Below are 12,928 nucleotides of genomic sequence, written 5' to 3' on the forward strand. Positions count from 1 at the left end.
TGCGGGAATTGAACCGTGAGTCTAAAGCGGAAACAAGTCGGATAACGCGGTGAATTCCCGTCAGGCCGCCAATCACTCAGTCGTGGTCGTCATTATCGCGGTCGGATGGTGTCTGCGTGCGGGCGAGATTACCTTTTGAGAAAGTATAGCCGGTCTCAACTGCATTCAGCCCGAACTTGTTGCGCAGGCGATCAATCGCGGTTTCGGCGACAGCACGCTTTGTGGCCTGCGTATCGACCAGATCTGGCGGGTCAGCCCGGTCGCTTGAGGATAGCTCGCCGACACCGATTCCAAGCAGCCGGAATTTGGTGCCATCCAGCTCCTTTTCCAGAAGCTGCAATCCATGGCGGAAAATGCGGTCAGCCAGCTGGGTCGGGTCCGAAAGCTGGCGATTGCGGGTGCGCAGCTTGAAGTCCTGCGTCTTGAGCTTGAGGACGACCGTGCGCCCGGCAATTTCACCTGCTTTGAGCCGTCGCGATACTTTTTCTGCAAGCGCACGCAAAACAGGCACCAGATCGGCCGCAGTGGAAAGATCGGTGCTGAAGGTCGTTTCCGCCGAAACGCTTTTCATATCATGTTCCGGCTCGACCCGTCGGCTGTCCTGCCCCCGCGACAGGCGATAGAGACGCTGGCCCATGGTGCCATAGGCCTTCATCAGCCCGCCTTCATCCATCGTCTGGAGCTGGCCTATGCTACGGATGCCGTCGCTTTGCAGCTTGGCCGCAAATGCTTTGCCGACGCCCCAGATCATGCTCACCGGCTTATCGCGCAGAAAATCGAGCGCCTCGGCTTCTCCAATAACGGAAAACCCGCGCGGCTTTTCCAGATCGGAGGCCACCTTGGCGAGATATTTGCAATAGGACAGGCCGATGGATGCGCTGATTCCAATCTCGCTTTCCACGCGCTTGGAAAAGCGTGCGAGAACCACGGCGGGCGGCGCCTTATGCAGTCGTTCCGTGCCACTGAGATCGAGAAACGCTTCGTCAATGGAAAGCGGCTCAACCAATGGGGTGAGATCACGCATCAGCTGGCGCACTTCGCGCCCCACGCGGGCATATTTCTCCATATTAGGCTTGATAACGACCGCCTCGGGACAGGCTTCCAGCGCCTTGAACATCGGCATCGCCGAACGCACACCATGAATACGGGCGAGGTAACACGCTGTCGAAACGACGCCGCGCTTGCCGCCGCCGATGATGAGCGGCTTGTCGCGCAATTCAGGATTATCGCGCTTTTCAACGGAGGCGTAGAATGCGTCGCAATCGATATGCGCCAGCGTCAGCTTGTACAATTCCGGATGTCGCACCAGGCGCGGGCTGCCGCAGGAAAAACAGCGGCGCACCGAAGCACTCTTCTGCAGCGACAGACAGTCGCGACATAAGCCTTGCTCCGAACTGTTTCCGGCGAAATTCTCAACCATCGTCCACATGCGCAGCTTCGTCGTCTGGCCCGGCTTCGACTCGATGAAGCCTGCTCGAACGAACATAAAAGGAACATGCTTTGTATATCACCAATCGCGCGCCGTGCCACTGGCAGAGCCGCGCACAACCGTCATGCTCTTGACATTGGCAACGATATCACCAACTTTAGTGTTATGAACAACCGTTTCGCCGCCATACTCCATCGGGTTCAACCGATCGCGGGATAAAGGCCCTCGAGTCCTGCCTAGCGCAGAAGGACTCCGGGGGATGGTTCGTCGCTTGCCTCAAGCGAATTCGACAAGCGCTTTCATGAAAACATCCCAATAATCCGCTTCGAGCCATCATGCTCGGAGATATTTATCTTTTATAACAGTGAGCTATCGCCATGAGCGTCAAGAATCGCAAGAAGCCCAATATTGTCGTCAGCGACGTCGATTACGAGCGCCTGATGGGGCTGGCCAACAGCGTCGCCGAGCAGCACGAGGAAATCGCCGACGAGCTGATGGCCGAACTTGACCGCGCCAAGGTCGTGCCCGCCAAGCGGCTGCCGCAAAATGTGGTGCATATGGGTTCGGTGGTCGAATTCCGTTCCAATGACGGACATGAGCGCCGCGTGACGCTGGTTTATCCGGGCGAGGCGGACATTGCACAGGGCAAGGTTTCGATTCTGACCCCGATCGGTACGGCATTGATCGGGCTTGCACCCGGCCAGTCGATTTCATGGACTGCACGCGACGGGCGGGCGCATGAACTGAACGTTCTCAATGTGTCCGCGGCGGAAGAGGTCGTCACCGGGCCGACCGCAGCCTGATTTCAGCGCAAAAACAGGGCGGTGTCGGTCGAATCAGTCGGCGCCGCTTTGCAAATGCTGGCCCGCACCGCCGGGCAAGAAAGACGCCGCTTTCTGGATGATAGCCGGGTCACGCCCGGTTTCTTCGCAAAAGCGCATCAGCGTTGGCTCGTGGCTTAAGAAAAACTGCAGCACACCGGCCAGAAAGCCCGGCTCACGCGCTGCCTGACGGATGGACGAGGCTTCGATGCCCGTCAGCGCCAGAAAGCGCGGGAGTAAATCCTTGTCCTGCGCAAGCCAGGCCAAAGCTTCAATGGCGAGACCCTGCGCTTCTGTTTCGTTCATAAGCGTTTTCATCGTCATCTCCATTTCAGCCTATCCATGCCGCCGCCACGCGGGCCTGCAATTGTTTTCATATAAGATGCAGGTCCTTGTAGCGACAACGGAATTATTTGCCTTTCGTCAATGAAATGAGGTTAAATCATAGAGTGGACCGAGGGGAATGTCGGTGCACACACTGTTTGGTGTCAGCCAATGCCAGTAGATGAATGAATAATCGGGCCGGGGAGTTGCCCCAGGGAAGTTTCGATGACGAAAAGCGTAATGATCGTCGAAGACAACGAATTGAATATGAAGTTGTTTCGCGATCTTATCGAAGCCAGCGGATACGAAACGATCCGGACACGAAACGGTCTCGAGGCGCTTGATCTCGCACGCGAACATCGGCCAGATCTCATTCTCATGGATATCCAGCTTCCGGAAGTCTCAGGTCTGGAAGTGACCAAGTGGCTGAAAGACGATGAGGAACTGCGCCATATTCCGGTGATCGCGGTCACGGCTTTCGCCATGAAAGGCGACGAGGAACGCATCCGGCAGGGCGGATGCGAGGCCTATATATCCAAGCCAATTTCTGTTCCAAGATTTATAGAAACGATAAAGTCTTATCTGGGCGACGCTTAGGCTCGACCAGGCGAGGGGGATCATGACTGCCAGAATTCTCGTCGTCGATGATGTGGCTTCCAATGTGAAGCTTCTGGAAGCAAGGCTGCTTGCTGAGTATTACGAAGTTGTCAGCGCTTATAACGGATCAGATGCTTTCGAAATCTGCTTAGGCGGGCAGATTGACGTTGTCCTGCTCGATGTTCTCATGCCGGGCATGAATGGCTTCGAAGTTTGCCGCAAGCTGAAGGACGACCCGCGCACGTCCAATATTCCTGTGGTCATGGTGACATCGCTTGACCGCCCGGAAGACAAGATTCGTGGGTTGGAGGCGGGTGCAGATGATTTTCTCTCCAAGCCGGTCAACGATCTCCATCTGATGTCGCGTGTGAAAAGCCTCGCCCGCCTGAAGCTGGTCTCGGACGAACTGTTCCAGCGCAGCAACAGCGTGGCCGATGCCGAGGTGGAGGCGCTGCTTTCAGCCAAGGTTTCTGGTTCCGGTCCGAACTTGCAGGATGCCGCCCGCATCCTCGTTGTGGACGAGGATGAAACGGCGGCAGCACGGCTGCGCGTTATTTTGGGCGAAACCTATCGGGTCGATATCGCCACAGACGCCAATGCCGCTCTCATCAAGGCCATCGAGGCGGATTTTGACAGCATCGTCGTTTCGGCGGCTTTCACCTATTACGACCCGCTGCGCCTCTGCTCCCAATTGCGCACCATCGAGCGTACCCGACTGGTGCCGATCATCCTGATTGTGCGGGAAGACGAGGGCGCGCTTGTCGTTCGCGCGCTGGAGCTTGGCGTTAACGATTATCTGATGCGCCCGCTGGAAAAGCTGGAGCTTTTTGCGCGGCTGCGTACGCAGATCAAGCGCAAGTGCTACAATGATCTGCTGCGGCAGAGCCTGAACCGCTCGATCACCATGGCGGTAACGGACGATCTCACGGGGCTGCACAACCGCCGCTATCTCGATACGCATATGCCGGTGCTTTATAGCCGCGCCACAGGCCGGGAGCGCCCGCTGACGGTCATCATGATCGACTTCGACTATTTCAAGCGCGTCAACGACCAGTACGGGCATGATGCTGGCGACGATGTCCTGCGCGAATTCGCATCGCGCCTGCGCAAGAATATCCGCGGTATGGACCTGATGTGTCGCTATGGTGGCGAGGAGTTCATCGTCGTGCTGCCCGATACAGATTTGCAGGCCGGAGCAGCCGTTGCAGAGCGTATCCGCACCTCTGTCGAGGCAGTGCCCTTCTCGGTCGCCAGCGGGCGCCACAAGGTCAATATGACGATCAGTGTCGGTCTGGCTGGCTTGCGCCTGATCGGCGACAGCGTCGAAGCGCTGTTCGACAGAACCGATGCAGCGCTTTATCTCGCAAAAAAGAATGGGCGGAATCGGGTGGTCGCTTCGGCTGCCTGAATGTTTTGATAAACGACGGATCAAAAACAAAAAGCCGTCTCGTGAGAGACGGCTTTTTTGATTCCGGTCACCGCATGGGCAACGCGGGAAACGAATTACTTGATCTTCGTTTCCTTGAACTCGACGTGCTTGCGCGCAATCGGGTCGTACTTGGTCTTTGTCATCTTTTCCGTCATCGTGCGGCTGTTCTTCTTCGTAACGTAGAAGAAGCCGGTGTCAGCGGTCGACAAAAGCTTGATCTTGATCGTCGTAGCCTTGGCCATATCGAAATACCTGCTCTTTAACTTTGCCGGAGCATCACCTTTTCGGAAACCGGACCCGCTTATCGGGCTCCCATTCTCCGGGGTCATACTCTATGGATGGTAACCGCCAGCGATTCCGGCAATTCACCCGGCAGCGGAAATTCGCCGCATAACTACGGATTGGGGCCGAAAAGTCAAGTCCGCTTCTTTCTGAAAAGCAGTCTTCCTGCTGCAAAGATCGCATATGCGGCAAAAAATACCCCAAGCGTCCACGAAAAACCTGCCGGGCCGAAAGCATCCATGCCGACACCCACGGCCTGCGGGCCTGCCAGCATGCCAATTGCATAGCAGAACACGAAGGCGGCATTGGCCGACGCCAGTTCGCGGCCTGTGAGTTCGGAACCGAGATGCGCAAGGCCGACCGTGTAGAGACCAGCCACCACGCCACCCCACAGGAACAGCACGCCCGCCATCAGATACCAGTGCTGCATCAGATAGGGCAGCGCGATCATGCCGATGAGGCCGGTGACTGCACAGAACAGCAGAAGCTTGCGGCGGTCGGAAATCTTGTCGCTGATGATGCCAAGCGGAATTTGCAGCAGCACATTGCCGAGACCAATCATCGTCAGCAACAACGCAGCGTCCGCTTCCGGATAGCCAATGCGCGCGCCAAAGACCGGGAAAAGCGCAAAGCCGCCCGTTTCCACGGCACCAAAGACGAAGACTGCCATGGTCGCGGTTGGCACGGCGAAGATAAACGGCAGGAAGGGAACATGTTCACCTTCCTCGAAATCCGGGCTGTCGCGCCAGGCAATTGTCACCGGGATGAGCGCAATCATGATGATTGCGAATCCAACGAAGAATGGTAGGCCACCGGCGCTGCCGATCTTCGAGAAAAGCCATGGTCCGAGCGCGAAACCGAGCGAGAGCGATGTGGAATAGATCCCGAGCACCAGTCCGCGTTTTTCCGGCGGTGCTGAGGCATTGATCCAATATTCTGACAGGACGAAAAGCACCGTCAGTGCAAAATGCAGCACGATGCGCAACGCGAACCACGCCCAGAGCGGCTGGAAAAAATGAAAGCCGAGGAAGGCAATACCGCCGATGACGAGCATCAGAAAGATGGCTCTGACCACGCCGAGCTTTGCCGCAATCGGAGCGGCGAGGGGGGCGGCGGCAATCGAGGCAAGCCCGGCAACAGCGGTATTGGCGCCGATAAGGCTTGCCGAATGACCGCGGGCTTCCAGCAGCACGCTCAAAAGCGGAATGCCCAGCCCGATAGCCGCACCCACCGCGCTGATGGTCGCAATGGCCGCAGCAAGCGAACGCCAGTGCATCTGGCCTTCCTGCGGAAGAGCGCCGTTCACGCCTTCCGTGCTTGTTTTGGCAGAAGCACGGTCGGTTGCTGGAATTTCTGTATTCATCAGGTCAGATCACTTCACGGACAAAGCGGCCGTGCCGCACACGGTATTGCACCACCGGAAGGGCGGCAGGCAAATCAAGGCGTGTTTCAGCCAGTAGATTTTGTGCTTCCTCCAGGATGATCTGGGTAATGCGAGCGAGATCGAGTTTGCCCACATCATCGATCGATACCCAGTCGAGATTTTCCAGCTCGCCGCTCGGTGCGAGCTTTTGTTTGCCGAATTCCGGCAGGCTGTCGCAAAATGCGATGAAGAAGCGTGTATCGAATCGACGGACATGTTCCGGCGGGGTCACGGCACGCGCAAAATAGCGCAGGCTGGACAAAGCGGGCAGAGCGCCCTGACCGAGAAAAGCCCGCCAGTCCTGATGATTGGCCGGGAGGCCAAACGGCGGTTCGGCGGAAGACTCGGCGTTGACCGGATGCGCCACACGCAGCCCGGTTTCCTCGAATGTTTCGCGGATGGCGCATAGGCCAAGCGCGCGGGCGCGACGCATCGAAGGGCGGGAACCCATGCCATTCAGAAGTTTCAATGTGTCGTCGTGGCTGAGTTCGCTCGAAGCTGAAATCGCGCCGTCAATTGAATCGGCACGGCCACCTGGAAACACGAATTTTCCCGGCATGAAGGCAAGGCTGTGATGGCGCTTGCCCATCAGCACGCGGGGCTTGCCGGATGAACGGTCGATCAAAAGTAGCGACGCTGCGTCGCGCGGGCGCAGCACCTTCTTCTTCTGTTCAGCCAAGGGCGTGGAAACTGTCACGGTCATGATAGCCGGATCAGGTCACGTCGCCGTAGTCGCCTTCGCCCTTGCCCCCGAAACCATGCATGTAAAGCGCCCATTGCAGACCGATGGTTGCCCCTTTGAGCGGCTGGAGCAGCATGAGCGACAAAATGACCGTCAGCGGCCCCCAGATCGCCATATGCGCCCACAGCGACAGATTGGTCGTGGCTTCCACGCCCATGAAAGCGCCGACCACGATGTGACCGACAACCAGAATCGTCAGATAGGCCGGAAGGTCATCAGCACGCTGTTCGGTATAATCCTCGTTACAGACGGAACATTTGGCGACCGGCTTGACGAAAGCGCGGAAAAGCTTGCCTTCGCCGCAATGCGGACAGCGGCAGCAGAAACCGCGCCACATGGCCTCGCCAAGCGGGCGCTTGGGATGGGCTTTTCTGCTGGTTTCGCCACCGAAAACCTGAATGTTCTGCGCGGAATTGGCCTCAAGCGTGCTCATTACCGACCTCTCTTCTTGTGACGCGGGATGCCCGAGGGCTTGCCCTTTCGTCCGCGCATCGTCCGGGTTGCCTTGTGATGCGAGCGCGTCGACATCGGCAGGGGATGCGGTTCCGATACCATCTCAAAACGAAGCGCGCCCGCGACGGGGAGCGCCTCGACCAGCCTGACCGTGACAGTATCACCGAGGCGGAAGCCTTTTCCGCTTCTTTCTCCGGCAATCGCATGGTTGGCTTCGTCATATAAATAGTATTCATGACCCAAAGTTGAAATGGGCACCAGTCCATCCGCGCCATATGTCGCAAGGTTCACGAAAAGACCGGCCCGGGTAACACCTGTCACGCGACCTTCATACTCGTCACCCAGATGTGAAGCGAGGAAATGCGCGATCAAACGATCCACGGTTTCACGCTCTGCCAGCATGGCGCGGCGCTCGGTTGAGGAAATCAGCGCGGAGATTTCCTCAAGGCGCGCTTCCTCGTCGGTCGTTATTCCGTCCTTGCCAAGCCTCAGCGCCTTGATCAGCGCGCGATGCACGATCAGATCGGCATAACGGCGGATTGGCGAGGTGAAATGCGCATAGCGGCGCAGATGCAGCCCGAAATGCCCGATATTGTCAGGGCTGTATATGGCCTGGCTCTGCGTGCGCAGCACGACCTGATTGACCAGTTCCTGATGATCGGTGTCCTCGACAGCCACCAGAATACGGTTGAACTGCGATGGTTGCAGCGGCCCGCCCTTGGCGAGATTGAGGTCGAGCGTGCGCAGAAATTCGCGCAGGCTTTCCTGCTTGGCAAGCGCCGGCTCGTCGTGGATGCGGAAGATCAATGGCTGACGATGATCTTCCAGTGTTTCAGCTGCCGCGACATTGGCCTGAATCATGAACTCTTCGATGAGCTTATGTGCATCCAGACGTTCCGGCACGATCACCTTGTCCACCTTGCCATCCGGCGTCAGCAGGATTTTCTTTTCCGGCAGATCGAGTTCCAGCGGCTCACGGGCGTCCCGCCCGCGCTTCAACACCGCATAAGCAGCCCAAAGCGGCTTCAGCACACTATCGAGGATTGGTGCCGTCTTGTCATCTGTCGCGCCGTCAATGGCGGCTTGAGCCTGACCATAGGCAAGCTTGGCGGCAGAGCGCATCATGATGCGGTGAAACTTGTGCGATTTCTTTCTGCCGTCTGCGGCAAAGACCATCCGCACAGCCAAAGCCGGGCGGTCTTCCAGCTCGCGCAGCGAACAGAGATTGTTCGATATGCGCTCCGGCAGCATCGGCACAACCCGGTCCGGGAAATAGACGGAATTGCCGCGCTTCAAAGCTTCCCGGTCCAGCGCCGAACCGGGGCGTATATAGGCCGCCACATCGGCAATCGCCACGATAACGATCTGGCCACCGGGGTTTTCCGGGTCGGTATCCGGCTCCGCATAGACGGCGTCGTCATGGTCCTTGGCGTCGGCCGGGTCGATGGTGAGAAGCGGAACAGCCCGCCAGTCTTCGCGGCCATCGAGCGTCGCGGGCTTGGCATCTTCGGATTCGCGGATCACTTCATCCGGGAACACATGCGGAATTTCATGTTCGTGGATGGCTATCATCGACAGCGCCTTTTCGCTATCGATGGAACCAACCACCTGTCGGACCTTTCCACGCGGCAGCCCCTGACGGCGCGACGAGATCAGTTCGACTTCCACCAGATCGCCGCTTTCGGCATTTTCCAGTTGGGCAGGGTCAAGCTGCACTTCCGCCTGCTTGCGATCCACAGGCTCCAGCCGCCACTCGCCATTGCCAAGCTTGCGCACGACACCCAGCACCGCATCGGTGCGGTGTTCGAGCCGCTTCATCACGCGCGCGGTATAGTCCGGGCCGTCGCGGTCTTCATTGCGGAAAATCTTCGCGAGAACGCGGTCGCCGACACCGACCGCCGGACCACCTTCGGACGCCTTGTTAAGCCGCGTGCGGCGCACCAGCACCACGGGCGGCTTGCCATAGGCGGCCTCGTCCCATTCGGCTGGACGGGCCAGCAAGCCGCCATCCTCGTCGCGTCCCGTGACATCCAGTACGGTGACGCTTGGCAATGAGCCGGGACGTGAAAGCTTGCGTGCACGCTTTTCGACAAGACCGTCATCGGCCAGTTCGCGCAACAGGTCTTTCAGATAAACCCGTGCATCGCCATTGATATTGAATGCCTTGGCAAGTTCACGCTTTCCAGCGCGATCAGGATTTTCCTCGATATATTTGAGGACTTCCTCACGCGTCGGCAGAAAGGCATGCGGATCACCCGTATGCGCGTCCGATTTTGCCTGTGCTGCACGCCGTTCGGTCCGTGCGGATCGACCGGAATCGGGTTTAGGAAAACGACGTGCCAATTGTTACTCCTCTGCCGCCGCGGCCTTCTTAGCCTTCGGAGCGGCTTTTGCCTTTGCGGGCGCTTTCTTTGCTGCCGGCTTTTTGGCTGCGGCTTTCTTTTCCGTACTGGCGGCAGATTTGCGGGCAGGGGCTTTCTTGCCCTTGGTCGAGCCAGCCTTTTCGGTGATCAGCGCCAGCGCTTCTTCCAGCGTGACACTTGCCGGGTCCTTGCCCTTCGGCAAAGTCGCATTGACCTTGCCCCAGTTCACATAAGGACCATAGCGTCCGTCGCGCACCGTGATCGACCCTCCATCCGGATGGTCGCCAAGCGTTGCCAGCGCCGCAGGTGTCGAACGCCCGCGACCGCCCTTCGACTGCTTGTCTGCCAGCACCGAAACGGCGCGGTTGAGACCAACCGAGAACACCTCCTCGGCATTTTCCAGATTGGCGAATGTGCCGTCATGGCTGACATAAGGCCCATAACGCCCGATGCCCGCTGAAATCATCTTGCCGGTTTCCGGATGCTGGCCCACATCGCGCGGCAGCGACAGCAGGGCCACAGCCTTTTCATGGTCGACCGTATCCAGCGTCCAGCCTTTCGGCAGGCTGGCGCGCTTGGCTTCCTTGCCTTCGCCACGCTGGATATAGGGACCAAACCGGCCTGTCCGTGCAGTGATTTCCTCACCCGTAAACGGATCTTTGCCGAGCGACTTCGGTTCGTCGGCTGCTGCTGCCTCGCCATTGGCTTCGCCACCGAGCTGGCGGGTGAATTTGCACTCGGGATAGTTGGAGCAGCCGACAAACGCGCCATACTTGCCAAGTTTCAGCGACAGCACGCCGGTGCCGCAGGTCGGGCACGAACGCGGATCGCTGCCGTCTTCGCGAGCGGGGAAAGCCAGCGGCGCCAGTTCCTCGTTCAGCGCATCAAGAACATTGGTAACGCGCAGTTCCTTGATGTCATCGACCGAGCCGGAGAAATCGCGCCAGAAATCACGCAGCACGTCTTTCCAGGAAAGCTTGCCATCGGAAATGAGATCGAGCTTCTCTTCAAGGCTCGCCGTGAAATCATATTCGACATAGCGGTCGAAGAAGCTTTCAAGGAAAGCCGTGACCAGACGGCCCTTCGGTTCCGGGATCAGCTTGCGCTTGTCCATGCTGATATATTCGCGGTCGCGCAGCGTGGCGAGCGTGGCGGCATAGGTCGAAGGACGACCGATGCCCAGCTCTTCCATCTTCTTGATCAGCGAGGCTTCCGAATAGCGCGGCGGCGGTTCGGTCGAATGCTGGGTGGCATCGATCTTTTCGCGCGCCAGCGCTTCGCCGCTGCGAATCTCCGGCAGCTTTGCGCTGTCCTCGTCGTCGTCCTCTTCCTCGCGATGATCCATATAGGCTGCAAGGAAGCCGTCAAACTTCGTCACCGAGCCATTGGCGCGCAGCATTGCCGAGCGCGAACCATTGACGGCTTCAATGTCAGCCGTGGTGCGCTCGATATCGGCGGCCTGCATCTGGCTGGCGATAGCGCGCTTCCAGATCAGCTCATAAAGCCGCGCCTGATCTTCATCGAGATAACGGCGCACTTCCTTCGGATGACGCGAAAAATCGGTCGGTCGAATGGCTTCGTGCGCTTCCTGCGCGTTCTTGGCCTTGCTGGAATAATAGCGCGGCTTTTCCGGCACATATTTTGCGCCGAATGTGTCGCCGATGGCCTGACGTGCGGCAGTGATCGCTTCCGGCGCCATCTGCACGCCGTCGGTACGCATATAGGTGATGAGACCGGCAGTCTCGCCGCCGATATCCACGCCTTCATAAAGGCGCTGCGCCACCTGCATGGTGCGCGACGCCGAGAAACCGAGCTGGCCGGAAGCGGCCTGCTGCAAGGTGGAGGTGGTGAAAGGTGGTCCGGGATTGCGCTTGGTCGGCTTGGCTTCGACCGAAATAGCCTTGAAGCTCGCGCCTTCCAGCATAGTGCGGATGCCGGTTGCCTGTTCACCATTCTTGATGTCGAGCTTGCCGAGCTTCTTGCCATCCACTGCGGTGAGGCGAGCGGTAAAGCTGTCACTGCGCGGCGTCTTCAGAAGAGCGGCAATGTTCCAGTATTCTTCGCGAATGAAGCGTTCGATTTCCGACTCGCGGTCGGCAACGAGGCGCAGGGCGACGGACTGCACGCGGCCAGCCGAACGCGCGCCCGGCAGCTTGCGCCACAGAACCGGCGAAAGCGTGAAACCGAAGAGATAGTCGAGCGCACGGCGCGCAAGATAGGCATCGACCAGCGGCTCGTCGATATCGCGCGGATTGGCGATGGCGTCGAGAACGGCCTTCTTGGTAATGGCATTGAACGCGACGCGCTTGACCGTCTTGCCCTTCAGCGCCTTTTTCTGATTGAGCACTTCCAGCACGTGCCAGGAAATGGCTTCACCTTCGCGATCCGGATCGGTTGCGAGAATGAGGCCATCGCTGTCTTTCAGCGCCTTGACGATGTCTGACAGTCGCTTGGAGGAATTGCCGTCCACTTCCCACGACATGGCAAAATCTTCGTCCGGACGCACCGAACCATCCTTGGCTGGCAAGTCTCGCACGTGACCAAACGATGCCAGAACCTTATAGTTCGAGCCCAGATACTTATTGATAGTTTTCGCCTTGGCAGGCGATTCGACAACAACGACGTTCATTTAAAACAGCCCAGATTCGCGCCCCGCAGAGGCGTTTTGCCTCCCAACCGCGTCATATTTGTTGCCTTCCACATGAACAGAGGGCGACGTTTGGTCAAGAGTGCGAGACAAAAAATCGCGAAATACAACTATAAATAGCGATTGCCAGATATGTAACTTTTGGTAGATTTGGAGCCAAATATGGTCGGAGCGTTCATAATTTGCATAGTGATTTTCTAATAAAGCTACTTGCTTATTTGTTGGGGGCAGCATGAAGCAACGTCGTGAAGATAATCCTGAGACCCTCGTATATATAGAACAGATGCTGGGCGAACTTGGGAAACTGGCAAAGAAGACAGACAATCCCTTATTGGCTTACATGATTCAAATGGCTTCGGAAGAGGCGAAGGATCTGATTGAGGGGAAGCGAAATCATTAAAGGAACGGGCGGGGCACA

General features: G+C 58.0%; 12 protein-coding genes. 4 read left to right on the forward strand and 8 right to left on the reverse strand.

Annotated elements, in window-relative coordinates:
• Positions 1–76: 76 nt before the first annotated feature.
• Positions 77–1,420 carry a DNA polymerase IV gene (locus tag WIX40_RS08380; RefSeq protein WP_339440976.1) on the reverse strand — a complete coding sequence of 448 codons (1,344 nt, stop codon included), beginning with the start codon at positions 1,418–1,420 and terminating at the stop codon, positions 77–79.
• 386 nt (positions 1,421–1,806) lie between these two features.
• Here WIX40_RS08380 and rnk point away from each other — a divergent pair, with 386 nt between their 5' ends.
• Positions 1,807–2,232, forward strand: a complete 426-nt coding sequence (rnk, locus tag WIX40_RS08385; protein ID WP_171318847.1) for a nucleoside diphosphate kinase regulator — start codon at positions 1,807–1,809, stop codon at positions 2,230–2,232.
• Between the two features lie 33 nt (positions 2,233–2,265).
• Here the strand turns inward: rnk and WIX40_RS08390 are convergent, their stop codons facing one another.
• Positions 2,266–2,568, reverse strand: coding sequence for a DUF3572 domain-containing protein (locus WIX40_RS08390; protein ID WP_109367336.1), 303 nt, complete (start codon positions 2,566–2,568; stop codon positions 2,266–2,268).
• Positions 2,569–2,799: 231 nt separating this feature from the next.
• On the opposite strand from WIX40_RS08390, the gene WIX40_RS08395 reads away from it, so the two are divergent.
• Together WIX40_RS08395 and WIX40_RS08400 are read left to right on the forward strand one after the other, a co-directional pair.
• Complete coding sequence (locus tag WIX40_RS08395; RefSeq protein ID WP_007878616.1) at positions 2,800–3,171, forward strand: response regulator; 372 nt, start codon at positions 2,800–2,802, stop codon at positions 3,169–3,171.
• 22 nt (positions 3,172–3,193) lie between these two features.
• Positions 3,194–4,579: a PleD family two-component system response regulator gene (locus WIX40_RS08400; RefSeq protein WP_339439805.1), complete on the forward strand. Its 1,386-nt coding sequence runs from the start codon at positions 3,194–3,196 to the stop codon at positions 4,577–4,579.
• A gap of 95 nt (positions 4,580–4,674) precedes the next feature.
• Here WIX40_RS08400 and rpmG read toward each other — a convergent pair whose 3' ends face one another.
• From rpmG to topA, 6 genes are all read right to left on the reverse strand, one after another.
• Entirely contained in the window at positions 4,675–4,842 is a 168-nt protein-coding gene (gene rpmG / locus WIX40_RS08405) for a 50S ribosomal protein L33 (RefSeq protein WP_002966024.1), read from the reverse strand.
• Positions 4,843–5,015: 173 nt separating this feature from the next.
• On the reverse strand, positions 5,016–6,158 hold the full coding sequence (locus tag WIX40_RS08410; protein WP_140024026.1) for an MFS transporter: 1,143 nt from the start codon (positions 6,156–6,158) through the stop codon (positions 5,016–5,018).
• A gap of 91 nt (positions 6,159–6,249) precedes the next feature.
• Complete coding sequence (locus WIX40_RS08415; protein WP_121538328.1) at positions 6,250–7,008, reverse strand: NUDIX hydrolase; 759 nt, start codon at positions 7,006–7,008, stop codon at positions 6,250–6,252.
• A 10-nt stretch (positions 7,009–7,018) separates the two neighbouring features.
• Positions 7,019–7,480: a DUF983 domain-containing protein gene (locus tag WIX40_RS08420; protein ID WP_339439806.1), complete on the reverse strand. Its 462-nt coding sequence runs from the start codon at positions 7,478–7,480 to the stop codon at positions 7,019–7,021.
• Entirely contained in the window at positions 7,480–9,843 is a 2,364-nt protein-coding gene (rnr, locus tag WIX40_RS08425; RefSeq protein ID WP_339439807.1) for a ribonuclease R, read from the reverse strand. The genes WIX40_RS08420 and rnr overlap by 1 nt, the downstream gene beginning before the upstream one ends.
• A gap of 3 nt (positions 9,844–9,846) precedes the next feature.
• Positions 9,847–12,492: a type I DNA topoisomerase gene (gene topA, locus WIX40_RS08430; RefSeq protein ID WP_171318851.1), complete on the reverse strand. Its 2,646-nt coding sequence runs from the start codon at positions 12,490–12,492 to the stop codon at positions 9,847–9,849.
• 250 nt (positions 12,493–12,742) lie between these two features.
• Between topA and WIX40_RS08435 the strand changes: the two genes are divergently transcribed.
• On the forward strand, positions 12,743–12,910 hold the full coding sequence (locus WIX40_RS08435; RefSeq protein ID WP_167836084.1) for a hypothetical protein: 168 nt from the start codon (positions 12,743–12,745) through the stop codon (positions 12,908–12,910).
• Positions 12,911–12,928 lie beyond the last annotated feature (18 nt).

This window comes from Ochrobactrum teleogrylli, assembly GCF_037482325.1.
GTDB lineage: Bacteria > Pseudomonadota > Alphaproteobacteria > Rhizobiales > Rhizobiaceae > Brucella > Brucella teleogrylli.

Coding starts and splice junctions, on each gene's coding strand:
- WIX40_RS08410 (WP_140024026.1), bottom strand. CDS start 6,158: ATGCACTGGCGTTCGCTTGCTGCGGCCATTGCGACCATCAGCGCGGTG.
- WIX40_RS08380 (WP_339440976.1), bottom strand. CDS start 1,420: ATGGTTGAGAATTTCGCCGGAAACAGTTCGGAGCAAGGCTTATGTCGC.
- WIX40_RS08390 (WP_109367336.1), bottom strand. CDS start 2,568: ATGAAAACGCTTATGAACGAAACAGAAGCGCAGGGTCTCGCCATTGAA.
- WIX40_RS08435 (WP_167836084.1), top strand. CDS start 12,743: ATGAAGCAACGTCGTGAAGATAATCCTGAGACCCTCGTATATATAGAA.
- WIX40_RS08420 (WP_339439806.1), bottom strand. CDS start 7,480: ATGAGCACGCTTGAGGCCAATTCCGCGCAGAACATTCAGGTTTTCGGT.
- topA (WP_171318851.1), bottom strand. CDS start 12,492: ATGAACGTCGTTGTTGTCGAATCGCCTGCCAAGGCGAAAACTATCAAT.
- WIX40_RS08415 (WP_121538328.1), bottom strand. CDS start 7,008: ATGACCGTGACAGTTTCCACGCCCTTGGCTGAACAGAAGAAGAAGGTG.
- WIX40_RS08395 (WP_007878616.1), top strand. CDS start 2,800: ATGACGAAAAGCGTAATGATCGTCGAAGACAACGAATTGAATATGAAG.
- rnk (WP_171318847.1), top strand. CDS start 1,807: ATGAGCGTCAAGAATCGCAAGAAGCCCAATATTGTCGTCAGCGACGTC.
- WIX40_RS08400 (WP_339439805.1), top strand. CDS start 3,194: ATGACTGCCAGAATTCTCGTCGTCGATGATGTGGCTTCCAATGTGAAG.
- rpmG (WP_002966024.1), bottom strand. CDS start 4,842: ATGGCCAAGGCTACGACGATCAAGATCAAGCTTTTGTCGACCGCTGAC.